We start from the raw sequence: 23687 nt of genomic DNA, 5'->3' as shown, positions 1-23687 counted from the left end.
GGGGTAAAGATGAGAAAAAAGTATCCAACAGATCTAAGCGAAAGGGAATGGGCAAGAATAGAAAAACACTTCAGAGTATCATACAAGAAAGGAGGAAGGCCGCCAAAGTATAGCAAAAAAGAAATATTAGAAGCAATTTTCTATGTATTGCGTACAGGGTGTCAATGGCGGTATTTACCAAATGATTTTCCGCTATGGAAGACTGTGTATGAGCAGTTCAGGCAATGGAAGAAGCAGGGAATTTTTGAGAAAATGAATTATGAAATTACAAAATATAGTAGAAGAAAAATAGGAATGAATGAGCAGCCGAGTGCCTGTATAGTAGATAGTCAATCTGTAAAGACTACAGAAAAGGGGGGATCAAAGGCTATGATGGAAGTAAAAAAGTAAAGGGTAGAAAAAGGCATATAATTACAGACACTCAGGGTTTTATACTAGGTTGTTACGTAGGCGCTGCTAACGAAAATGATAGAGATGGTATTAAAATAGCATTAAACAATATGAGAACAAAATATACTAAAGTTAAAAAAATGTGGGCTGACATGGGATACCAAGGAAGAAATTTAAAGAATCACATAAAGGAAGAATATGACATAGATATTGAAATTGTTAAAAGGCCTCCATGTAGATTTTGGGTGCACAAAGATACTCCACCTGAGCTACTACCAACAAGAGAACAAGGGTTTAAAGTACAGCCAAGAAGATGGGTTGTAGAAAGGACTTTTGCTTGGGTTAATAGGAATAGAAGGCTATCGAAGGAGTATGATTTACTCACAACATCCACTGAGAATTTCATATACCTAGCTATGAGTAGGGTTATGTTAAAGAGGGAATATGCTTGAATTTACTAGTTTCCGGACAACCTCTAATTCAGCGTTCTCTATCTTTAAAGCTTTATTTTCTGCTTTTAAGTTTTCTATCTCTGCTTTCAGTTTTTCTATTTTTTGCTGTAAATTTTTGCAAAGTTCTAAAAGGTTTACCACATTACCTCACTTTTGCTCTATGATTATCTTTTTAGATCACTTTGTCTACCTTATTCTACCACTCCGCTGAACGGATACCTTGGGTTAGCTATAGCTAACACCACAATTGTACTAACATTGTGATTTGAGAACAACCTTCACCAGAAAGGGTGTCATTCCAGTGTTAAGCACTGGAATGACGAGAGGTAACGCAAGAAGTTTACTCTTAATAAAAACCTGATGATGAATCATTATTACCAAATTTCGGCCTATTTCTGTTGCTGAAACCAGAACGAGGACGAGGAGGCCTCTTATGGTGACTTCCTCCAGGTTTTCTACTAAATGAATTATTGTAATAATTATCCCTGTCATTTGGACCATCTTTCCTTTCCTCGTTGTAAAGCTCACCTTCAAAAAACTCTCCCGTCTCTTGATCAACCCGACGTCTTGACAACTTTGGACACCCACCTTTTTCGAAGTCAATTACTAGTGCTTTGAAAGTATCATCTTGTTTAAGTACGCTCTCTATAGAATCTATATGTTCATTAGCTACTTCACTTATGTGCATTTTTCCTTTTCTGCCATTAAGAAATTCAAGCTCTACAATAGACTTCTCTATTCTTACAACCTTGACATCAACTATAGAACCTTGTTCTAGTTCTGTTATTGAATCAATCATCATACTCTTTGCAATTTCAGCTTCAGTGCCACTCGTAGCAAAAACAGAAACTTTACCATCATCTCCTATTTCAATTTTTGCATTACTTCTTTCACACACACTGCGTATATTTTTCCCCTTAGAACCTATAGCAGCAGAAATTTTGTCTTTATCTATGTAAAATGATAACATCCTTGGTGCATGGTCTTTGATATCATCACTGTGTTCTGAAATCACTGCATTCATTTTTTCTAAAATATGTAATCTTCCAGCTTTTGCCTGTTCTAAAGATTTTTCAACAATTTCAAAGCTTATACCAGAAATTTTCATGTCCATTTGTAGCGCCGTAACCCCTTCACTAGTTCCTGCTACTTTAAAGTCCATATCACCAAGATAATCTTCATCACCAAGTATATCGGAAAGTATTACATACTCGTCTTTATCTTTGATGAGACCCATAGCAATTCCAGCAACAGGGGCCTTTATTGGCACACCCGTATCCATTAAAGCAAGAGAAGTCCCACAAACTGTTGCCATAGAAGAAGAACCATCAGACTCCAAAATTTCGGACACTACTCTTATTGTATAAGGAAATTCAGACTTATCGGGTAAAACAGGATGAATTGCTTTCCAAGCAAGTTTGCCATGACCGATTTCTCTTCTTCCTGGTGCACGCGCAGCAGAAGTTTCTCCAACAGCAAATGAGGGAAAGTTATAATGCAACATGAAATGCTCACGTCTATCCCCTTCAATATCATCCACAATTTGCTCATCTTGAGTGGTGCCAAGAGCAGTAACAACCAGTGCCTGAGTATTGCCTCTTGTAAATAGTGCAGAACCGTGAGTTTTGGACAGAATATCAACTTCAACTTCTATCTGACGTATCTCATCATGCTTACGACCGTCTATCCTTACACTTTTCTTCCTAATTATTTCACGTACTAAAGATCTTTCAAAGTTTTTTACTGCATACGTAATTAACTTTTCGTCTTTTCCAGTTTCTTTAAGAGTATTCAATATATTCTCTCTGATCGCTTCTAGAGCTTGAACTCGCTCTTGTTTTACTGTTTGCGAATATGCTTTTTCAAAATCTTTACCGTATTTTTCGAGCTCTTGTGTTATATCTGATGCATCAATAGGGGCAAAGCTCTCAGGTTTATTGCCAATTGTATCAGCAAACTCTTTTATGAGCTTAATGACAGGCTTAAGGTGTTCATGGCCAAATTTTATTGCATTAAAAACATTTTCTTCAGAGAGCTCTTTCACTTCTGATTCAACCATTAAAATTGAATTTTCATCACCAGACAAAAACAGATCCAAGCTGCTTGCTTTCATCTCTTGAACAGAAGGGTTGAGTATATAGTTATTATTTTCATCACAACCAACCATCACTCCAGCTATAGTAAAGTGAAAGGGAACACCAGAAATTGCAAGAGCTGCAACAGCACCAATCAATGCTGGCACTTCAGGAGGATTGACTGTATCATAAGTTAATAGATTGCACACCACACTAATTTCATCATGAAATCCTTCTGGGAATAGTGGTCTTATACTTCTATCTATTACTCTTGAGATTAAAGTTTCTCTATCAGATGGCTTGCCTTCTCTTTTAAAAAACCCGCCAGGGATCTTACCCATGGCATAGCTTTTTGCGATAAACTGCACATTTAAAGGTAGGAAATCAACGCTTTCTTCCTTCTTTTTACGTACAACAGTTACTAAAACAGAAGTATCACCGTAATTTACAACTACTGAACCATGAGCTTGGCGTGCTATTTTTCCTGTTTCTAAAGATAAGGCACGACCACCCCACTCTATAGATTTTTTTATAATTTTAAACATATTAAATTCCTCGATTATTTTCTAATGCCTAACTTCTCTATTAATTCCTGATAGGCTTCATTACCAAATTTACGCTTTATATAATTTAAGTGCTTGCGTCTTCTACCTATCAATATAAGTAAACCACGCTTAGAGTGATGGTCATGCTTGTGCACTTTAAAATGCTCAGTTAAGTTACTGATCCTCTCGGTCAAAATTGCACATTGTACAAAAGATGAGCCTGTATCATCTTCTTTAATTGCATATATATTTATCAAACTCTTTTTCTTTTCGGATGTTATCGACATCTAAACCTCATTTTAAATATTAAAAACACGAATAGGTTTCACACAACCATAAATAAAACTGCAGATTGCAATAGGTACACTACCCACCACCGTACAACAAATATCATGATTCTTTAAATTACGCAAGTTATTTAATACAACTTCCTGACCTTTTCTGATTTTCCCCGCATCTTCTAGGGAAATTTCAACTTTGAACATCGATTTTAAAGCCGATTCAATGGGGATGACGAAACTTTTTGTATTACTCCCTGTCACTCCATCATCTTCTGTCATCCCACCCCCCTCTGTCATCCAAGTAGCTGACACTGGGATGGCTTTGTTGCATCGCTCTTCGGATAGTAGGTAACGCACAATAAATTTATGAAGCTATCTCAAATTTAGCCATACCAATATCAGTGAACTTATTGAGCAAATAGCATTTAACAAGTAGTTCCTTCTCTCTATTTGTCTCAGATTTATTCCTAAAACTAAACCCGAATGTTTGTTTCAGTTGCGAGAAAAAACTTTCTATATAAGATCTTTTTCCATAACTCATCTCTTTTTTCCACTTCTTTATACCATCTTCATCATATGACTTTATGAGCTTGACTGCAGAATTTCTCTCAGCCATATAGTCTAACTTTGGATGCTCTGCTGCGTTGTTTTTCGGAGGAATTTTCGTTTTTATACCATATTGATTACACAGCTTATAGAGCTTTTCTCTGTCATATGCCCTATCTGCATATAGTACTTTTATGACATACTGAAAATCGACTTCTTTTAGCAAATCACAAGCTCCATAGTGATCAGAGTAGACACCGTTACTGTATTTTACAGCTATGGCTTTTTTGTTGTTTATATTCAACATTACGTGCAATTTTCTCGTTTGCTCATAGCCACGATATTTTCTGTCAGTGCTATTTTCCTTGCTGTGACCAGGAGTGTTGTTGTATATACTAATTCCTGTACTGTCTATAGCAATTTCGATATCTTCCATATTATTTTTATCAATTCTGCAATCATTTATCTTAATATTAAGTTTCTTAAACCTTCTTGATGCTTGTGAATAGCTGATAACTGCCAAATCTCTTCCTATTTGTTGCAAATACCCTTTTATAAACCCGACTGTTTGTCTTAAACCAATTCTAAAGAAACTGACGATTATATGCACCAAAATCACAACTTTATCACTATAAATATAGTTGCCGCCCTGCATTTTTGGACAATTCTCGTACCAATTTTCTATGGCGTCATTGATATAACAAAAAATGCTTCCTCTTTCTTGGAGAAATTTGTTATATTCATGGCAGTTACTGACTCTCATTTTTTGTGGCATATTTTTTCTTCAACAGTTAAATGGCTATTTATAATGAATTTTGTCAGTAACTGCCAGTTCTTTTTACTTGAGCGATGCAACAAAGCCCACTGGGATCCAGTTTCACCTTGTGATGGTGTCATGAAAGTAGCTGACACTGGTTTCCATCCAAGACGGTGTCATTCCTTACTATTACCCACAAATATAAATGGACTAAAAAGTAAAATATTACAATATTAAAGTTTGCAAATATTGAGGGTGTAAAATGGCAAGTAAAAGTAGTGAATGGGCTAAAAATGAATTTGGAGATAAAAGGTTAACTGAGCGATTAGTAAAGATTGCTGATATGTTTGACAAAATTACCTGAAAGTTAGATTAATCAAGCATGTGAAAGTTGGTCAGAAGCAAAAACAGCATAACGTTTTTTTCAAAATGAGAATGTAAAAGAAAGTGATATTTTAGCTACACATATTAATAAGACGGTTGAGAGAACAAAAGCTCACAAGAGGGTTCTTGTCATTCAAGATACCAGTTACATTGTATATAATAACCATAAAAAAACAAGCGGATTAGCAAATTTGTCCAGTTATGATACTGCAAAAGGTATTATAATGCATACAGCTCTTGCCGTTAGTATAGAAGGTTTGGTACTAGGGATACTAGATCAAAAAGTTTATTCAAGACCTGAAGAAACTGAGAACCTTAAAAAAAAGAGCGATCGCATTGAAGATAAAGAAAGCGTAAAGTGGTTGGAAACTTTAAGAAAAACAAATAATATTATTGATCCAACTCAAACTGAGACTATAACTGTATGCGATAGAGAAGCAGATATATATGACTTTTTTGAGCTTGCACATAATCTTAATTCGGCAGTGCTAGTTAGAGCATGCAGAGATAGAGCAGTAAATAGAAAATCTCGATATCCTGAAAAAGGTGAGCAGAAGTTATGGGCATTTATTAAATCCTCTCATTGTGCAGGTACGGTAGAAGTTGAAGTTCCTGTAAAAGATAATAAGCCAAAAAGAACAGCACGTTTGGAAGTTAGATTTGGAAAGTTTATGATGAATCCATCTAAGAATAATATTAGGCATAAGACGGAAGAACTACCTAAATTACCACTTTATGCAGTTTATGTTGTTGAGAAAACTCCCCTTCCCTTAAAAAAAACCGCTAGAATGGATGCTATTAACGAATCTTTCAGTTAATACTTTCGATGAAGCTGTTGAAAAAATTAGTTGGTATCAACTATGTTTTTTAAAAATTTTTTTATTTGTGTAATTTTGCAAATTATATGGGCAATAAAAACCCGTTTGTCATAGAAATAGAATTTTATATCAAACAGCTACCACAGCAATTTCTGCTTAAGCTAATGAATATGTGCTTTAAGTCTGTGTGGACGCACATATTCATTAGCCAATTTCAGTTACCGTTGTGAAGATTTTTAAGTATGCAAATTAATTGCTTCTTTAAGTCTTGTATTAGCAATTATAGCATTTCTCATAATAGTCCGAATAGGTCATAGGAAGGCAGAATCAACAGCACGACGAAAGGATTCGAATAGAGGAATGTTTTTCCTGGCTCTGTTTTTTATAGCAAACCAATGATGCTCAATTTTGTTAAAATCTGGAGAATAAGGCGGCAGATACAAAATTTCTGCACCGACTCCTTTAGCGAGCTTGATAAGCTTATCAGACTTATGAAAAGTAGCATTATCAAGAATGACAGTTTGTCCAGGTTCTAAGATCGGTGCCAAAAATTGCTCAAACCATCCATTAAAAATATCCATATTACAGTGGCCTTCAAATGTTAATGGAGCAACTATCTTTCTTCTACTTAAGGCTGCAACCATGCTGATTCGTTGAGTTTTTTTTCCAGATTTTAGGGCATAAAATCGCTGTCCTTTCTGGCAATACCCATATGGATAGTCCTCCGTGTTATCAATCCCAGACTCATCTATATACACTAAGTTTTCTGGTTCTTTTGTTGCTATAATTTTTAAGAATTCAGCACGTTTTTCTTCGTTCCTTTCCTTGTATCCATATGTCTTTTTTTGCGCGTAAATCCAATTTTTCTGAGAGCTCGGTGGATCGTTTCGATACTAACGTTGCCCCAAAGTTTAGCCATTTCCGACAGAGTTTTTCTACCGTGTTTTTTAGCAAATTCGATAAACTTATTCCAGTCGATAATTTTCTGATTGTAACCTCCATTACCGAGTTTTTTGACTGAAAGTCGCCTGTTTCTTTTTTTCTTTGCTTCCACTCCCACAAAGTAGTTCGTCCAATTTTAAATCTTGCTGCCACTGCTTCTCTGCTTTCCCCTTCGTCTAGTGCTTCCATTGCTTTTTTTCTTAAATCATAACTATATGCTGCCGGCATCCAACCTCCTTATCGCCATCTATCCTTAATCTTATCATATCCGGACTTCTGTGGAAAGAGCTATACTATAATTTTACGCATTAGGGCTGTTATAGCCACCATCTTCTTCTTACCACTTTCAACAAGCTTAGAATAAAAGGCGCCAAGTATAGATTTTGACCTTGTAGCAGCCATAGCGGCTGTAAAGAGCTTTGAACGAACGTTACTTCTACCACCTGTAATCCTTCGGTAACCAACAGCTTTACCACTTTCTTTTGGATGCGGTGCAACTCCGGCAAGACTTGCTACTTCTTTTCTATTTAAGTAACCAAGCTCTGGCATTAAACACAAAAAATCTTGTGATAACTTTTTACCTATTCCAGGAACTGTTTTAAGAATTTTTTGGTGTTGTTGTAATTCGCGGCTTTCATCAATAATCTTTTGTATAGTATCATTGAGTTCGTTTATTTGACTATCGAAAAACTCAATGGTCTTTTGACAGCTTTCTTTTATATGATCATTTTCCGGTGCTTCAAGTCTGCATTTTTCTTGAGTTCTCATTTGCGTAATATCATCACGACGTTGACAAAGTGCAGCCAAAGTTGATTGTTCTGTAGAGGTAGGTACAAATAGAGAGATAGTTCTATGGCGTTCAAATCCATATTGAGCAAGAGCTCTTGCATCTGATCTATCAGACTTTGCTAAAGTTCCGTGAGATAAAATAAAGCTTTTTACTTTACGAGTATTAGCTCGATGCACGGCAATATTTTTGTCGGTAAGAAAATGTGATAAGCCAAGCTCATATTTCCCTGTATTTTCTAAAGTCACTAAAGCATTAGGTAGAATATCTGAAAACTCTTGAAATAATTGTTGCCAACCAGAAGCATTATTATCAAATTCGACAGCATTCTTCTGTTTGTGAATTGCAACGACATTTTTAAATTTTCCGATGTCAATGCCAATAAAATTTTGATAAGATGTAACCATAATAAACCTCGATAGTTTTAGTTAATTTAAGATTGTAAACGGGTGCATATATATGTCCCAAGCAACTATTCAAACGTATCGAGAGATAGGGCTAGCGTACCTTGATACCAACGGTTGTAATACCAATTTCCTTTCGGTCGCGCACGCCCGCTATTCCTAGTGAGCAGGGTTATCTTTCTCTCTTATCTCTTTTATATCACGTTTTTAACTTACAATTGCCTTAGATGGAAAATAGAGATATTACATAAAATTTTAAATCCGGTCTCAAAGTTGAAGAATGTAGGCTTGGAATAGCAGAAAGACTAATGAGATATCTAACAGTTATGAGTATTATTGCTTGGAGGATCTTCTTTATTACATCAATTGCAAGAGCTAACCCAACATTACCATGTATAGCTCTTTCCACAGAAGTCCGGATATGATAAGATTAAGGATAGATGGCGATAAGGAGGTTGGATGCCGGCAGCATATAGTTATGATTTAAGAAAAAAAGCAATGGAAGCACTAGACGAAGGGGAAAGCAGAGAAGCAGTGGCAGCAAGATTTAAAATTGGACGAACTACTTTGTGGGAGTGGAAGCAAAGAAAAAAAGAAACAGGCGACTTTCAGTCAAAAAACTCGGTAATGGAGGTTACAATCAGAAAATTATCGACTGGAATAAGTTTATCGAATTTGCTAAAAAACACGGTAGAAAAACTCTGTCGGAAATGGCTAAACTTTGGGGCAACGTTAGTATCGAAACGATCCACCGAGCTCTCAGAAAAATTGGATTTACGCGCAAAAAAAGACATATGGATACAAGGAAAGGAACGAAGAAAAACGTGCTGAATTCTTAAAAATTATAGCAACAAAAGAACCAGAAAACTTAGTGTATATAGATGAGTCTGGGATTGATAACACGGAGGACTATCCATATGGGTATTGCCAGAAAGGACAGCGATTTTATGCCCTAAAATCTGGAAAAAAAACTCAACGAATCAGCATGGTTGCAGCCTTAAGTAGAAGAAAGATAGTTGCTCCATTAACATTTGAAGGCCACTGTAATATGGATATTTTTAATGGATGGTTTGAGCAATTTTTGGCACCGATCTTAGAACCTGGACAAACTGTCATTCTTGATAATGCTACTTTTCATAAGTCTGATAAGCTTATCAAGCTCGCTAAAGGAGTCGGTGCAGAAATTTTGTATCTGCCGCCTTATTCTCCAGATTTTAACAAAATTGAGCATCATTGGTTTGCTATAAAAAACAGAGCCAGGAAAAACATTCCTCTATTCGAATCCTTTCGTCGTGCTGTTGATTCTGCCTTCCTATGACCTATTCGGACTATTATGAGAAATGCTATAAATGATGAGTTGTCAAGTTTCACTTTAGAAACAGCAGCTAAGTATACAAGAATTTTAAAAAAAATTGATCTCTTGGAACAATTAGAAAAAGATTTCAGAAAAAATAATATTTTAAAAGATTCTTTAAATTTAGAACAAAGTGAAAAGAGTCAAGGAAAAGATAGATCACACGAAGTGAGTTTGGAAGGTAGAAAGCAAAAGGAAGGTACTTTTGAGCTGCGAAAAGAAGAACAGCCGAAAGAAAAATTAGGTGGTAATCGCATGAGGCAAATAAAGCGACCAACAACAGCACCTCCGGCTGCTCCAGATTCGAGGAAGGTACGCTTTAAATCAGAAATATCCTCAGATGGAGAAAGCAAGGCAAAGTCTACATCTTCTTTACTAAAAGGAGCTAATAGTTTTAGTATGCCTGATGCTAAGGAAAATCCTTCTGAGGATTCAGGCTATGAAAGTTCATTAGATCAGGGGTCTGAATATGAAGACATATCAAATTATCAAGAGAAAAAGCAAAAGGAAAATCCTTTATATGAGCAGAGAGAAGATTCAGGCTATGGAAGTTCATTAAATGAAGAGTCTGTATACAAAGAGATATCAAATTATCAAGAGAAGAAGAGTAAAATTTTAATAGAAAATTCGCAGAGTTCAAAATCGCCCAAAGAAGAGCCAATTTATGCAACAGTTCCTAAAGAACATATAGAAGCAAAAAGAGAACGTAAGCAGAAACAACAACCTCAATCCCTCGTACCACCAAAACCACCGCAAGTGCCAAAAAAAATGTTTACTACTGGTCAAGAAGTTAGACAAGAATCGAAAGTGGTAATCAAAGATAAACCTGCAGTACCGCCAAAGCCTAAAAATCTAAGCCGTGCTAATCAAAAAGTAAGCACAGAGCCAAAAGTAGTAGGAGTAATTCTTAAAAAATCAGCTGAAAGAGTACCACTAAAATCTGAAAATCAAGACAATAGGAAATCAGCACAAAAAGCTGCTGGTAAGGCGATACCAAAAGTAGCAGCAGCTACTATGAAAGGAGGAGCTAATCGCGAGATGGGCAGTAAAGTAAAGGCATTAAAAGAAAAATTTGAGCAAAATCAAGCAAAAGGAAATGCTAATGTACAGCTTGCTGAAAGCAAAACCACTCCAGCAGCACAAGCGGATATCGGTGTGAAGAAAAAACAATCTCATTCATTTCTAACAGAGAATAAAAGATCTGCAACGAAACACGTAACAGCAAAATCTGATCCAAAATCTCATGTCAGCAAAAATTCCCTTCTCACGCATGCAAATGTAAAGGAAATGGTTGCACAAATTGAGAAAGGAAAAGGAGGAAGATAGTAACATTTGGGAAAAAAACATATGTGTCAAGTCAAGAGATTGTGAGCAAATTTAGGAAATTATAGCTAAACTGACTTAGATTTACCGACAATTTGAAAAACCGTCATTCCGCTAACTATAGTATTTTCAAAAGCGAATGATAAAGGTATAATATGTTTTTTTAAAGTAGGGAAAGCGATGGTATATAGTGTAGATTTAAGGGAAAAAGCAGTGTCTTTGGTAGAAAAAGGAAAGTCAAAGGTTGAAGTTGCAGAGGTTTTTGAGATAGGGATAGCAACACTATATAGATGGCTAAAAAAGAAAGCTACTGGCCAAGGTCTCAAAGCGGTAAAAAGTACTGGTTTTATTCGAAAAATAGATCCAGAAATACTCAAAGAATATGTCAAAAAACACCCAGATCACACACTAGCAGAAATGAAACAAAACCTTGGCTTTGGGATAAGTGCAATTTGGTATAGATTAAGACAGCTAAAAATAACCTTTAAAAAAAGTCACATTCTATCAAGAGCGCAATCAAGAAGATAGGCAGCAATTTATCGATAAAGTCTCAAAAATAGACCACTGTAGCATTTTATATATAGATGAAGCAGGAGTTGATAATAGACTATACCGAGAATATGCACGAGCTCCAAGAGGAGAAAAAATATATGCTGATGTTCCAGGAAAAAAGCGGGAAAGAGTGAGTATAATAGGTGGATGAGAAGTTTATTGCACCAATGACCTTCACAGGAGGGTGTAATAAAGATATATTTAATGTATGGTTAGAGCGAAGATTACTTCCACAATTACAGCGTGATACAACCATAGTTATGGATAATGCTACATTCCATAAAACTCCCAAAACAAAGTCATTAATAGAGTCTTTTGGCTGTCATTTGCTTTATCTTCCAACATATTCACCTGATCTAAATCCGATAGAGCATTGTTGGCACACCATCAAAAGTTGCCTCAGACCTCTAATGCATCAATGTACAGACTTACACCTTTTAGTTGGTAATACCATTTTAGACGTTTATCATTCGTTTTAGAAAATACTATAGTTGAAATAGCGCAGTTACTCACCCCATAAATTTGGTGCTCTCTTTCAATCAAAGGTGTCTTGCTGCTTGAAATGTTTTCTTTGTAAAAATTTGGCTTATCTTTATATCATCTCATTCAAACAGCATTAACATAACTTGTGCCTTTTTTGGATGTAGAAATTTTCTAGGAATTGTCTTTTTGAATTCTATGGTATTTTGTTTAACATTGAAACAAGAGGCCAGTGTCACGCACTGGCATGACACCCATTTGTTCCTATAGTTGTCTTTTCTCGTCTACCTTATTTTGCCACTCTGCTGAACAGATACATAAAGAAAGTGGAAAATTGGACATTCTCAACTCGGCTCCTGCAGATTAAAAATTAAGTTGAATAAAAATTGGATTTGACGCAGTTTTTTCCCATAGTTTAAGAAATTAAAAGTTTAACGATTAGAATTATAATTACAAACCACAATAAAAAATAGACTTTTCCATTTGATTTATTTTTAATTTGGATGTTTTCTAATTTTTTATCAGCTATTAGGTTTAATTTTTCTATAAGGCTAAATATCCCTTGGATTGTTTTTACAGGATAAGAACTTCTAATTTTTTCCCTATACCCTATTTTATTTTCATGTTGACTGCTTATCCACGCTTCAACTACTTTCCACATATTGATTTCTGAGTAGATCTTTCTACATGTCCCTTCCAGTAAAATCATAGTTTTCTGCAGCAATAACAATTGTGTTTGAACTTTCATATCAAAATCACCAGTTATTTTTAATAGCTGAGCAAGTAAACTAGCAAATGAAATCTTCTGTATAGGCTGCCCAATAATGGGTTCACCTATTGCCCTGCAAGCTGTGACAAAATTTCTATGCTGTGATGAAACATAACCAGCCCTAAAGTGCATTTTTGCAACGTGATCATAATCCCGATTTAAAAAGCCTTTGAGTATCTCTATAACGTAATAGCATGTCTCACGATCTATTCTACCCATGATTCCACAATCCAGGGCAATAATATTGTTATTACTATCAACCATTAGATTTCCAGGATGCATATCAGCATGAAAAAAACAATCCCTGTATACTTGATTGCAAAACGATTCTATAAGATTGATAGCTATTTGCTTACGATTATTCAGTTTTTCAACTTCGTATATTGGCGTTGCTTCTATCCATTCTAATGTTAAAACCTTTTTCGAAGTTCTATTCCAATCTATTTCAGGTACGTAAAAACCTCTGTCATTTTTTGTGTTTTCCTTTAGTTCCGAAGAGTGAGCAGCTTCAAAACGTAGATCTAACTCTAATCGGCAAATTTCAGCAAAAGTTTTGACTAATTCAATTGGCCTCAGCCTTTTTGATTGTTCGCTAAATTTTTCTGCAATTTCTGCAAGCCAAGAAAGCATTTTTATATCCCTTGAGAATGTTTTCTCAATATTTGGCCTTAAAACCTTCACAGCAACTTCCTTACCCTCAGTTGTAACCGCTCTATGCACCTGAGAAATCGATGCTGCTGCAATTGGCTTTTCAGAAAAGCTTGAAAAAATGTCGCTCAATTTACAATTAAACTCACTTTCTATAGTTTTAACTGCTATTTTATGTGAAAATGATGGCAATCTATCACATATCAATAACAAGTTATTTGTTATATCCTCATTTAAAACATCAGTACGTGATGAGATAGACTGCCCAAACTTAATGAACACCGGACCTAATTTTTCAAGAGCACACTTTAGCTTGTGGCCTTGTATTTTATTTATTGATTTTTTTGATGGTGGAAGTAAATAAGGTAATATATTGTAACGCGTCAGCACCGTAGTTATGTGCAGAAGACGCAAAATATTTTGAATCATTTCGCTGCGTAACTGCTAAATATTTCATTTAGGGTTCTATTTTTCATAATCTCATCAGGCTTGCCTTGGCAATAGATAGTATTATTTATACAAATTATGTAATCTGAGGATGGTAGAGCAGAGTTAAGATCATGAGAAGTCATAAGAATCGATACCAATCGTTTTTTTGCTATTTTATTTATAATATCATAAAATTTAGCCCGCGCGTTAATATCCATTGCACTAACTGGTTCATCTAGAATGATCAAGTCAGGCTCTGCAATTAAACAACGTGCAAGCAGTAATAATTGTGTTTGCCCTGCAGAAATTTCTAACACTTGATTTTTCAAAATGTTACCGATACTAGCCAACTCTATCGTTTCTGTAATAATGGATTGATTTTTCTTTAGTCTTTTCAAGGAGCTATTTAAAAGAAAATATTCAACTGTTATTGGCATCAAATTACTAATACTAAAATTTTGCGGCATGTAGCTAATTTTTGTGTTCTCAGCTAACACAATATTTCCAGTATAATTTTTATTTATACCAGCAATTGCTTTCACTAAAGAGGTTTTACCTCCACCATTTGGACCAAGTATTGTAATTATGTCTCCTCTTTCCATGAACATATTGATATTGTCAAGGATTCTTTTACCATCATATGCGAGAGCAAGATTTTCTATTTTTAGAACACGATTATTGACATTATTCAATTTATTGACAAAATTTAACTTCTTCTCAACGTTTATATGAGACATTTACTGGCTTTTTTTCTATTACTTTCACTTACACTATACTATAATATTGCCTTTTCATCCAATTTAAAAGTTGTAGCTACAATCAAACCTATCCACTCACTTGTAGCTTCTGTTACAGAAGGGATTTTAGAACCGGAATTGCTTGGCTATGCAACATCTGCACATAATTATATATTAAAGCCATCTGATGCGAGTAATTTAGAATCAAGTGACGTTATATTTTATGTTGACGATAACTTAGAGACGTTTGTTCAAACTTTCGCCAAAAATAATAAAGAACTAGTGCAATTGTCAAAGGCAATCAACCTACTTCCTACTCGGCCACATTCATTTTCTAGAAAAATCACTCACATTCAAGATGAAAAAGATTTACACATGTGGCTGAGTCCCGAAAATGCAAAGAGCATGATACTTTCTATAAGTGCAACATTGTCTGACATAGATAAAGGAAATTCCCATCGATACAGTTCTAATGCAACAAAAGCTATAAAAAAAATAGACCAAGAAGTAAAAGAAATCATGAAAGAACTGAATGATTTTAAAAATCAAAAATACATCGTTACTCATGATGCTTATCAATATTTTGAAAAATATTTCGGTCTAAATCATCCAAGCGCTATTCTTTCCATAGAAGAGGATTCTTACATAGGTATGAAGAGTTTAATGAAGCTAAAAAAGATAATGAAGGAAGAAAACGTTAAATGTATATTTGCTCATTCACAGGAAGATAGCATAAAGCCTAACGCCCTTTCTAATGACGCAAAAATGGTAGTTCTTGATCCTATTGGATCAGACATAGAGCCTGGAAAAGATGCATATCTAGCTATAATCAATAGCATTGCACAAAATTTTAAGTCTTGTTTTGTTGAGTAATAAGTTCCCTTTTAGCTTACTGTTTTATTGTTCTATAAATCAAGAAGAAGTGAGTTTACAACAAATGGTGTCATTCCAGTCTGGAATCCAGCTTTTTCATAATCATCAAAACGTTGTATTTTAACATAAAATGGCTGCTTTTATGCTTACTAACTTAATAAAATTCCTGGATCCCAGTGGGCTTTGTTGCATCACACTTTATGAGATGGTGATTTATGGTAAATTCATGTAACTATCTCAAATTTAGCCATACCAATATCAGTGAATTTATTAAGCAAATAGCATTTAGTTCTTTTTCTCGATGTATCTCAGATTTATTCCTAAAACTAAATCCGAATATTTGCTTTAATCTTGAGAAAAACCCTTCAATATAAGATCTTTTCCCATAATTTACTTCTTTTTTCCATTCTTTCATGCCATCTTCACCGTATAATTTTATTAACCTAATAGCAGCATTCCTGTCAGACATATAATCTATTTCTGGATGTTCTGCCGCATTGTTTATTGGTGGAATTTTTGTCTTTATATCATATTCGTTACACAACTTATAAAACTTGTGCCTATCACATGCTCTATCTGCATATAGTGCTTTTATGGCATGCTGAAAATCAACTTCTTTTAGCAAATCACAAGCTCCATAGTGATCAGAGTAGACACCGTTACTGTATTTTACAGCTATGGCTTTTTTGTTGTTTATATTCAACATTACGTGCAATTTTCTCGTTTGCTCATAGCCACGATATTTTCTGTCAGTGCTATTTTCCTTGCTGTGACCAGGAGTGTTGTTGTATATACTAATTCCTGTACTGTCTATAGCAATTTCGATATCTTCCATATTATTTTTATCAATTCTGCAATCATTTATCTTAATATTAAGTTTCTTAAACCTTCTTGATGCTTGTGAATAGCTGATAACTGCCAAATCTCTTCCTATTTGTTGCAAATACCCTTTTATAAACCCGACTGTTTGTCTTAAACCAATTCTAAAGAAACTGACGATTATATGCACCAAAATCACAACTTTATCACTATAAATATAGTTGCCGCCCTGCATTTTTGGACAATTCTCGTACCAATTTTCTATGGCGTCATTGATATAACAAAAAATGCTTCCTCTTTCTTGGAGAAATTTGTTATATTCATGGCAGTTACTGACTCTCATTTTTTGTGGCATATTTTTTCTTCAACAGTTAAATGGCTATTTATAATGAATTTTGTCAGTAACTGCCAGTTCTTTTTACTTGAGCGATGCAACAAAGCCATCCCAGTGTCAAGCACTGGGATGACATCATCCTTTTTTTGGGATTCCAGCGTCACGCGCTGGAATGACACCTCTCTTGGGCTCTCTTAGCTATAAATATTAAGGAATTTACCAAACGAAAAAAAAGGCAAAAGAAGCCCCGTGGTTGGCTAATTAGAGGTTGTCCGGAAACAAGTAAAAGGCTATAATATCTGAAATTTTAGTACGGGGTAAAGATGAGAAAAAAGTATCCAACAGATCTAAGCGAAAGGGAATGGGCAAGAATAGAAAAACACTTCAGAGTATCATACAAGAAAGGAGGAAGGCCGCCAAAGTATAGCAAAAAAGAAATATTAGAAGCAATTTTCTATGTATTGCGTACAGGGTGTCAATGGCGGTATTTACCAAATGATTTTCCGCTATGGAAGACTGTGTATGAGCAGTTCAGGCAATGGAAGAAGCAGGGAATTTTTGAGAAAATGAATTATGAAATTACAAAATATAGTAGAAGAAAAATAGGAATGAATGAGCAGCCGAGTGCCTGTATAGTAGATAGTCAATCTGTAAAGACTACAGAAAAGGGGGGATCAAAGGCTATGATGGAAGTAAAAAAGTAAAGGGTAGAAAAAGGCATATAATTACAGACACTCAGGGTTTTATACTAGGTTGTTACGTAGGCGCTGCTAACGAAAATGATAGAGATGGTATTAAAATAGCATTAAACAATATGAGAACAAAATATACTAAAGTTAAAAAAATGTGGGCTGACATGGGATACCAAGGAAGAAATTTAAAGAATCACATAAAGGAAGAATATGACATAGATATTGAAATTGTTAAAAGGCCTCCATGTAGATTTTGGGTGCACAAAGATACTCCACCTGAGCTACTATAGCATTTCTCATAATAGTCCGAATAGGTCATAGGAAGGCAGAATCAACAGCACGACGAAAGGATTCGAATAGAGGAATGTTTTTCCTGGCTCTGTTTTTTATAGCAAACCAATGATGCTCAATTTTGTTAAAATCTGGAGAATAAGGCGGCAGATACAAAATTTCTGCACCGACTCCTTTAGCGAGCTTGATAAGCTTATCAGACTTATGAAAAGTAGCATTATCAAGAATGACAGTTTGTCCAGGTTCTAAGATCGGTGCCAAAAATTGCTCAAACCATCCATTAAAAATATCCATATTACAGTGGCCTTCAAATGTTAATGGAGCAACTATCTTTCTTCTACTTAAGGCTGCAACCATGCTGATTCGTTGAGTTTTTTTTCCAGATTTTAGGGCATAAAATCGCTGTCCTTTCTGGCAATACCCATATGGATAGTCCTCCGTGTTATCAATCCCAGACTCATCTATATACACTAAGTTTTCTGGTTCTTTTGTTGCTATAATTTTTAAGAATTCAGCACGTTTTTCTTCGTTCCTTTCCTTGTATCCATATGTCTTTTTTTGCGCGTAAATCCAATTTTTCTGAGAGCTCGGTGGATCGTTTGGATACTAACGTTGCCCCAAAGTTTAGCCATTTCCGACAGAGTTTTTCTACCGTGTTTTTTAGCAAATTCGATAAACTTATTCCAGTCGATAATTTTCTGATTGTAACCTCCATTACCGAGTTTTTTTGACTGAAAGTCGCCTGTTTCTTTTTTTCTTTGCTGCCACTCCCACAAAGTAGTTCGTCCAATTTTAAATCTTGCTGCCACTGCTTCTCTGCTTTCCCCTTCGTCTAGTGCTTCCATTGCTTTTTTTCTTAAATCATAACTATATGCTGCCGGCATCCAACCTCCTTATCGCCATCTATCCTTAATCTTATCATATCCGGACTTCTGTGGAAAGAGCTATACATTGAAGGTTAAAATTAAAGAATTTGGCTTTAGTAAATTAAAGGCTGGTGAGAGCAATAAATCAGCAAACTCTGGTGAAACAATGTATTTTGATCTTCCAAGAATGAACTTTGTTATTAATGGAAAGATTATAGATACAGTTTTAACCTCTGCGTTAATGGAAGGAGCTAAATATTGCAAAAGCAACCTTTTTAATGGTTATGATATATATAGTACTGAAACCGCAAGAAAAAAACAAAGAGAAATAGATACAGATCATGGTAGGGCTTTTGTTGATTCACTCCTAAAGGATCTTGAAAAGGAACTTGCACATAACGCGTTAAGTGAATTGTGGGAAAGTCATTGTGAAAATCCTGAAATTCCTGATTATCAGAAAACCAATTCGTACGGTAGAGATTTTGAGAGATTTTACAATGCTGGAAGAGAGCATATGCATCTATTACTCAAAGTAGGAGATGAGAATAAGAACTACCGACCATTTGTAAAAGAAGTTTTTAAGGAAATGTTTAAATATGCTGAAGCAGAAGTTCCGAGTGACCCTATCTTAGAAGAACTAGTTACTAATTGTAATCAAGCAGGATACTTGGCAGGTATATTTATTGAATATCACTCTGCACTTAGCAATTATCGATTAACAACGCAAGACCCTGACAAAGTAATGAATATTGATTACACTGGCCATAATAACATAAGAGTAAAGTCTGATATGGAAATACCTGTGACCAAATTTGATAATCCAGGGGAAAAAATATGTGGTCTATCCACCTCACTGGAATTTACACTTGAGTCTCAAGATGGAAAAGATGGTGTAACCTATAAAGACGGTAAATTATCACTCACTGTTCCCAAGGAATTAAAAAATTATAAAGAGGGAGATAGAAACTTGCTCTCTATTATTAGAGAATATTTTCAAAAATTCTGTGAAAAATTGGGATTTAAATTTGAGATGGCAACACAAAAAATAGAGCATGATTTAGACGATTCGCTGAAAGTAAACAGTCATCTTCAAGGCCTAAGAACGCCTATTTGTGGCAATAGCCATATAATTGGTCATTGAAAAGTAAGTATGTGCTGTAAGAACGAATGAAAGTTCAGTTAAGCTTTTTCTAAAGTATAGCATTTCTCCTAATAGTCCGAATAGGGTAAGATATGTGGGTAAGGTTATATTTGACTTACGTTATTTTTTTGCGATTGGTTAACTTAATGTAAGTTAAAGGTAAATTAAGTGGATAAGAAAAAGAAAGTATACTCATTTAAAGTTTCTCTAGACAAAAAAATCTACCGTGAGATGGAATTGAAAGCAGTCTTTATAAATTTGCAGAAACTATCATAAAGGCCTTTAGTTTTGAGTTAGATCATTCATTTGGTTTTTATAGCAATATAAATGATATTCGTAAAAGTAATGAAGTATACACTTTATTTTATGATATTGATTCTAGTATGACTGTTATGCCTAATGAAAAAAGCGTTGAAAATTCTTATATCTACAAGGTTTTTGAGCCAGATAAAAAAATGGTTTTTCTTTTTGATTATGGTGATAATTGGAAGTTCTTAGTAGAATGTTGTGGTGTCATTGAAGCAGAAGTTGGAAAAAGATATCCAAAAGTTACTAAAAAGCAAGGAGAAGCTCCTCCACAATATCCTGACTATGACGATGAGGAGTAACCACAGCAGGTAAAAGTTAAGCAACCTCTTTATATTTTGATGACAGTGATGTTAAAATAGGCACAATATCGTTAATCTAGCAGGTGTAGCCAATTAAAAGCAGAAGCGTAGCAGCATCAATAGACTCCTTTCAAAATTGAGAGAAGGAGTGTAAGATCAAATATCTGAAGGTGAAATATAAGGAAATAAAAGAGTTAGATGTATGGTCCCAGAGAGTGATGGTATACTATCATCATCATTTAAGGAGTCATTATGGGACAGATATTACATGGGTGCGCCAAAACAACACAGACGATTCGTAGAGCAATACAAAATAGAAAAGAGAGCATAGCAAAACTCTCCAAGCATTATAACCTTAATCCAAAAACTATTATTAAGTGGAGAAAACGTTCATTTACGAAAGATGCTGATATGGGTCGAAAGCATCCAAGATCAACTGTTTTAACGCTAGAAGAGGAAGCTATAATAGTTACATTTCGCAAGTATACACTACTGCCACTAGATGATTGCCTTTACGCTCTGCAGTCTACAATTCCGCATTTGACTCGCTCTAGCTTGCATCGTTGTTTACAAAGACACAACATTAGCAGATTACCAACTGTTGATGGAGAAGTTAAGTCAAAAAAGAAATTCAAACAATATCCTATCGGTTACTTTCATATTGATATTGCTGAAGTTAGAACTGAGGAGGGCAAATTACATTTGTTTGTTGCTATTGATAGGACATCCAAATTTACCTATGTTGAGTTGTGTAACAGTGCTACAAAACCCATAGCTGCTGAGTTCTTACGTAATTTGATTAGAATTTTACCGTATAAAATCCATACTATTTTGACAGATAACGGTATACAATTTACAAACCAGAAGCGTCATAAGTATGCTTTCCAACATATATTTGATAGAGTTTGCGAAGAGAATGTTATTGAACATCGTTTGACAAAAGTTAGCCATCCTTGGACGAATGGGCAAGTCGAGCGTATGAATAAAACTTTAAAGGATGCTACAGTTAAGAAGTATTACTATCAATCGCACCAGCAACTTAAAGAACACCTTTATAACTTTGTTATGGCTTATAATTATGCAAAGAGACTCAAAACTCTTAAGGGTCTTACTCCTTATGAATTTATATGTTATCAGTGGACACAGTCTCCAGAATTATTTATACTAAATCCACACCATCACACTCTGGGACCATACATCTTAGTATAAAAATTGCAAAATAAGAAAAATGTTATGTTATGTTAAATTAACTTGACTTGACTTGACTCATATGATACATTATATATAATAAATTATCTGTTCAAGCTAGGAGGTAGCACGATGGTTGAAAAGTCAAAAAAAACTGTTGTAGTGTCTGTCAGTCAACAAACAAGTGAGCAAGTTTCAGGAGGGGGATTAAGTAGTGGGCTAAAGTGTATAGAAACAGATGAGTTACCAATAGTAGGTAATCAAGATGATTACTATAACTCCATTAAACAGGATTTACTTTGGAGAATTTCAGACTTATTTGGTCCTTCCTGTCTTGATATAATGGAAGAATGGTTTGTTAAATTAGGTGGTTTACAATTAACAAATAGTCAAAAAGAATTAATTAGCGAGTTATACCCTATTATTAGGTATTCTAATTCTCTTGACACTTCAAAACTTAAACAATTTTTAGCAAAAAATGAGAATAACGCAGATCTAAAAGCTGTTCTTAATCTTAAAGTAGGAGCGAAAGAGTTCACACTACTACATATGCTTATAGAAGTGCTAGAAGAAAACATGTACAATGGTCGTACATTGATGGAGGATTTCTTAAAGGCAGGAGCTGATCCTAACATAAGAGACTATCAAGGAAATACACCTCTACATTACGCTGCTGCTCATCTTGGTCTTATAGACCACAGAACTGTAGGTTTACTCATTAAAAATGGAGCTGATCCTAACATTCAGAATCATCAAGGAGAAACATTTCTACATGTAGCTGTACCTCTTGCTAGAGATTATGAAATGGATGATTTTATGAAATATGTGGATAATTTTAAAATAGAGAATAAGAATGGAAAAACTCCTATGCAAATTGCGATTGACAATTGCAATTACTATCTCATAGAGCACTTATTCACTGAAAAGCAAAAGAAATTGAATGAAGAACTAAATAAACTGGTCCTGGGTACATACACTTCTGACGATAAGTACAACTCATATAAATTTGACACTCAAGGTATTGAAAATTTGAAGAAGTTTTTGGATAAACATAAAAACACTGAAGATTTAAAGATTGTTTTGATTAGTAAGAACTATGAATATAATCTCCCAGAGCTTCAAGGTGATATGTGCACTGAATTGAGTAAGTTACTTTCAGTAGCGGCAACTCAATCGCAAGCAGGAGCAGATGAACAAGAGGCTGAGACAACTTCACACCAAACAGTAAATTTACCAAGTAAATGTTTATTTAACGTTTGTTTACCAGATAAATTAAACCAGCTAGATGAGTACTTGACAGAAGTATCAAAAGCTAAAAATATGGCTGAATTACAAAAAGTTGTGAATGAAGCTATCATATCTGGAGTAAGACTGAATTTTGCTAAAGATCAAAAGAATTATTTCACAGATCATGTAATAGAAAGAATTAACCAGCTAAAAGAAAGTCCAGAAGTCGCTAGCAATATAGTCTGTATATTAGTATCGAAGGGAGCAAGGTTAAGAAAAAGTGACAGTGTTGATAAATTGGAGGTTATAGGATCAGGGTTTGAAGCTCATAAAGCTAATATGATCAAAGCTTATCAAGAGTATCTCAATTTTACTCAGAGATTTCTGAAAATTGCAAAAAATGCAACCAATTCCGAGTTGAATAGCACAAAAATTGATAACTCTACTTTTTACTTAGAATATTCAGAAGATAGCACAATAGATGTTGCGAAGATTACAGATGGAGCAAGGAGTTTAGGACTCACTCAAGGAGAAATAGAATACGGAAGAAATATAATCAAGATCGGTAAAAATGAGGTAGAAATTATAACTCAAGGAGGAATAAGGAATTATACAGATCTTGTAGAAGATAGTAATATAGTGTTAATTTTCTGTACTAGTTTGGGAGAATTAGAAGTTAGGTTATACCCTCATAAGCAAAATAAAGACCAAATAAAGGTGGAAGTAAAAAACCAAGGTCTGCTGGAAAGTTTAAAGCACTGTAAAGAAGAACTAGGAAGGAATTGCTTGCTAGGAGGGTTATCAGTCAATAATGCAATAGAACAAGGATATTTTTTCAGATCTGGAAAACTTTGTCAACCTTCTGAAACACTTAGCGTTAACTCTTCATTAGGTGATATATCATTGTCTTCTCCTATACAAGAGAGTATACAACAGGTAGGATAGTCAGTTACATAATATTACAATGGAAAACCA

General features: G+C 34.8%; 21 protein-coding genes and 5 pseudogenes. 13 read left to right on the top strand and 13 right to left on the bottom strand.

The genetic code is table 11. The features are described 5' to 3' along the window. Positions 1-9: 9 nt before the first annotated feature. Positions 10-842 (top strand): IS5-like element ISWpi1 family transposase gene (locus tag ABWU67_RS00995; protein ID WP_353282041.1). Its coding sequence is split into 2 segments (ribosomal slippage): positions 10-379 and positions 379-842, totalling 834 coding nucleotides; the frame shifts between segments, so codons are not numbered across the junction. On the opposite strand, the gene ABWU67_RS00990 is transcribed toward ABWU67_RS00995, so the two are convergent. The 6 genes from ABWU67_RS00990 to ABWU67_RS00965 form a co-directional block, all read right to left on the bottom strand. Continuing rightward, on the bottom strand, positions 822-983 hold the full coding sequence (locus ABWU67_RS00990; protein ID WP_264329870.1) for a hypothetical protein: 162 nt from the start codon (positions 981-983) through the stop codon (positions 822-824). The genes ABWU67_RS00995 and ABWU67_RS00990 overlap by 21 nt on opposite strands. Before the next feature lie 205 nt (positions 984-1188). Continuing rightward, on the bottom strand, positions 1189-3462 hold the full coding sequence (pnp, locus tag ABWU67_RS00985) for a polyribonucleotide nucleotidyltransferase (protein ID WP_353282054.1): 2274 nt from the start codon (positions 3460-3462) through the stop codon (positions 1189-1191). A 14-nt stretch (positions 3463-3476) separates the two neighbouring features. Continuing rightward, positions 3477-3749, bottom strand: coding sequence for a 30S ribosomal protein S15 (gene rpsO / locus ABWU67_RS00980; RefSeq protein WP_006279944.1), 273 nt, complete (start codon positions 3747-3749; stop codon positions 3477-3479). Between the two features lie 12 nt (positions 3750-3761). After that, positions 3762-4022 (bottom strand): hypothetical protein, encoded by a 261-nt coding sequence (locus tag ABWU67_RS00975; RefSeq protein WP_012673289.1) that lies wholly within the window; start codon positions 4020-4022, stop codon positions 3762-3764. Positions 4023-4107: 85 nt separating this feature from the next. Beyond that, a complete protein-coding gene (locus ABWU67_RS00970; RefSeq protein ID WP_341813885.1) occupies positions 4108-5064 on the bottom strand; it encodes an IS5 family transposase in 957 nt (318 codons plus the stop codon). Beyond that, on the bottom strand, positions 5049-5186 hold the full coding sequence (locus ABWU67_RS00965) for a hypothetical protein (RefSeq protein ID WP_353282053.1): 138 nt from the start codon (positions 5184-5186) through the stop codon (positions 5049-5051). Before ABWU67_RS00965 ends, ABWU67_RS00970 begins: the two co-directional genes overlap by 16 nt. A 122-nt stretch (positions 5187-5308) precedes the next feature. On the opposite strand from ABWU67_RS00965, the pseudogene ABWU67_RS00960 reads away from it, so the two are divergent. Continuing rightward, positions 5309-6291 (top strand): annotated as a pseudogene (locus ABWU67_RS00960) (IS4 family transposase); the annotation flags it as partial. Between the two features lie 268 nt (positions 6292-6559). Here ABWU67_RS00960 and ABWU67_RS00955 read toward each other — a convergent pair. After that, positions 6560-7418 (bottom strand): annotated as a pseudogene (locus tag ABWU67_RS00955) (IS630 family transposase). 60 nt (positions 7419-7478) lie between these two features. Continuing rightward, the gene (locus tag ABWU67_RS00950) at positions 7479-8384 is read right to left on the bottom strand and encodes an IS110 family transposase (protein ID WP_353282002.1); all 906 of its coding nucleotides are present in this window, start codon (positions 8382-8384) and stop codon (positions 7479-7481) included. 216 nt (positions 8385-8600) lie between these two features. Between ABWU67_RS00950 and ABWU67_RS00945 the strand changes: the two are divergent. From ABWU67_RS00945 to ABWU67_RS00925, 5 genes and pseudogenes are all read left to right on the top strand, one after another. After that, positions 8601-8794, top strand: a pseudogene (locus ABWU67_RS00945) (IS4 family transposase); the annotation flags it as partial. A gap of 46 nt (positions 8795-8840) precedes the next feature. Then, a pseudogene (locus ABWU67_RS00940) lies at positions 8841-9699 on the top strand (IS630 family transposase). A 15-nt stretch (positions 9700-9714) separates the two neighbouring features. Continuing rightward, a complete protein-coding gene (locus tag ABWU67_RS00935; protein WP_353282052.1) occupies positions 9715-11061 on the top strand; it encodes a hypothetical protein in 1347 nt (448 codons plus the stop codon). Positions 11062-11238: 177 nt separating this feature from the next. After that, positions 11239-11586 carry an IS630 transposase-related protein gene (locus tag ABWU67_RS00930; RefSeq protein WP_022626382.1) on the top strand — a complete coding sequence of 116 codons (348 nt, stop codon included), beginning with the start codon at positions 11239-11241 and terminating at the stop codon, positions 11584-11586. Positions 11587-11777: 191 nt separating this feature from the next. Continuing rightward, entirely contained in the window at positions 11778-12089 is a 312-nt protein-coding gene (locus ABWU67_RS00925; RefSeq protein WP_022626381.1) for a transposase, read from the top strand. 416 nt (positions 12090-12505) lie between these two features. Here ABWU67_RS00925 and ubiB read toward each other — a convergent pair whose 3' ends face one another. Both ubiB and ABWU67_RS00915 read right to left on the bottom strand, forming a co-directional pair. Further along, positions 12506-13936, bottom strand: a complete 1431-nt coding sequence (ubiB, locus tag ABWU67_RS00920; RefSeq protein WP_070356945.1) for a 2-polyprenylphenol 6-hydroxylase — start codon at positions 13934-13936, stop codon at positions 12506-12508. Next, positions 13933-14673, bottom strand: a complete 741-nt coding sequence (locus ABWU67_RS00915; protein ID WP_353282051.1) for a metal ABC transporter ATP-binding protein — start codon at positions 14671-14673, stop codon at positions 13933-13935. Before ABWU67_RS00915 ends, ubiB begins: the two co-directional genes overlap by 4 nt. Here ABWU67_RS00915 and ABWU67_RS00910 point away from each other — a divergent pair. Further along, positions 14665-15546 (top strand): zinc ABC transporter substrate-binding protein, encoded by an 882-nt coding sequence (locus ABWU67_RS00910; protein ID WP_010962934.1) that lies wholly within the window; start codon positions 14665-14667, stop codon positions 15544-15546. The genes ABWU67_RS00915 and ABWU67_RS00910 overlap by 9 nt on opposite strands. Positions 15547-15778: 232 nt before the next feature. Here the strand turns inward: ABWU67_RS00910 and ABWU67_RS00905 are convergent, their stop codons facing one another. Beyond that, positions 15779-16720, bottom strand: a complete 942-nt coding sequence (locus ABWU67_RS00905; RefSeq protein WP_353282050.1) for an IS5 family transposase — start codon at positions 16718-16720, stop codon at positions 15779-15781. Further along, the gene (locus ABWU67_RS00900; RefSeq protein ID WP_353282049.1) at positions 16705-16863 is read right to left on the bottom strand and encodes a hypothetical protein; all 159 of its coding nucleotides are present in this window, start codon (positions 16861-16863) and stop codon (positions 16705-16707) included. The genes ABWU67_RS00905 and ABWU67_RS00900 overlap by 16 nt, the downstream gene beginning before the upstream one ends. 159 nt (positions 16864-17022) lie before the next feature. On the opposite strand from ABWU67_RS00900, the pseudogene ABWU67_RS00895 reads away from it, so the two are divergent. Then, positions 17023-17678, top strand: a pseudogene (locus ABWU67_RS00895) (IS5-like element ISWpi1 family transposase); the annotation flags it as partial. A 28-nt stretch (positions 17679-17706) separates the two neighbouring features. On the opposite strand, the gene ABWU67_RS00890 reads toward ABWU67_RS00895, so the two are convergent. Further along, positions 17707-18566 (bottom strand): IS630 family transposase gene (locus tag ABWU67_RS00890; RefSeq protein ID WP_156518142.1). Its coding sequence is split into 2 segments (ribosomal slippage): positions 17707-18242 and positions 18242-18566, totalling 861 coding nucleotides; the frame shifts between segments, so codons are not numbered across the junction. A 67-nt stretch (positions 18567-18633) separates the two neighbouring features. Between ABWU67_RS00890 and ABWU67_RS00885 the strand changes: the two genes are divergently transcribed. From ABWU67_RS00885 to ABWU67_RS00870, 4 genes are all read left to right on the top strand, one after another. Then, a complete protein-coding gene (locus tag ABWU67_RS00885) occupies positions 18634-19689 on the top strand; it encodes a hypothetical protein (protein WP_353282048.1) in 1056 nt (351 codons plus the stop codon). A gap of 236 nt (positions 19690-19925) precedes the next feature. Continuing rightward, positions 19926-20297, top strand: a complete 372-nt coding sequence (locus ABWU67_RS00880) for an IS1096 element passenger TnpR family protein (protein WP_341822183.1) — start codon at positions 19926-19928, stop codon at positions 20295-20297. 252 nt (positions 20298-20549) lie between these two features. After that, positions 20550-21506 (top strand): IS481 family transposase, encoded by a 957-nt coding sequence (locus tag ABWU67_RS00875; RefSeq protein WP_353282047.1) that lies wholly within the window; start codon positions 20550-20552, stop codon positions 21504-21506. 111 nt (positions 21507-21617) lie between these two features. Then, positions 21618-23657, top strand: a complete 2040-nt coding sequence (locus ABWU67_RS00870) for an ankyrin repeat domain-containing protein (RefSeq protein ID WP_353282046.1) — start codon at positions 21618-21620, stop codon at positions 23655-23657. The last annotated feature ends 30 nt before the right edge of the window (positions 23658-23687 follow it).

It is taken from the genome of Wolbachia endosymbiont (group A) of Aleiodes leptofemur (assembly GCF_964028465.1).
GTDB lineage: Bacteria > Pseudomonadota > Alphaproteobacteria > Rickettsiales > Anaplasmataceae > Wolbachia > Wolbachia pipientis.
The sequence above is the reverse complement of the archived record's forward strand: the minus strand, read 5'-3'. Positions and strand labels throughout refer to the sequence as shown.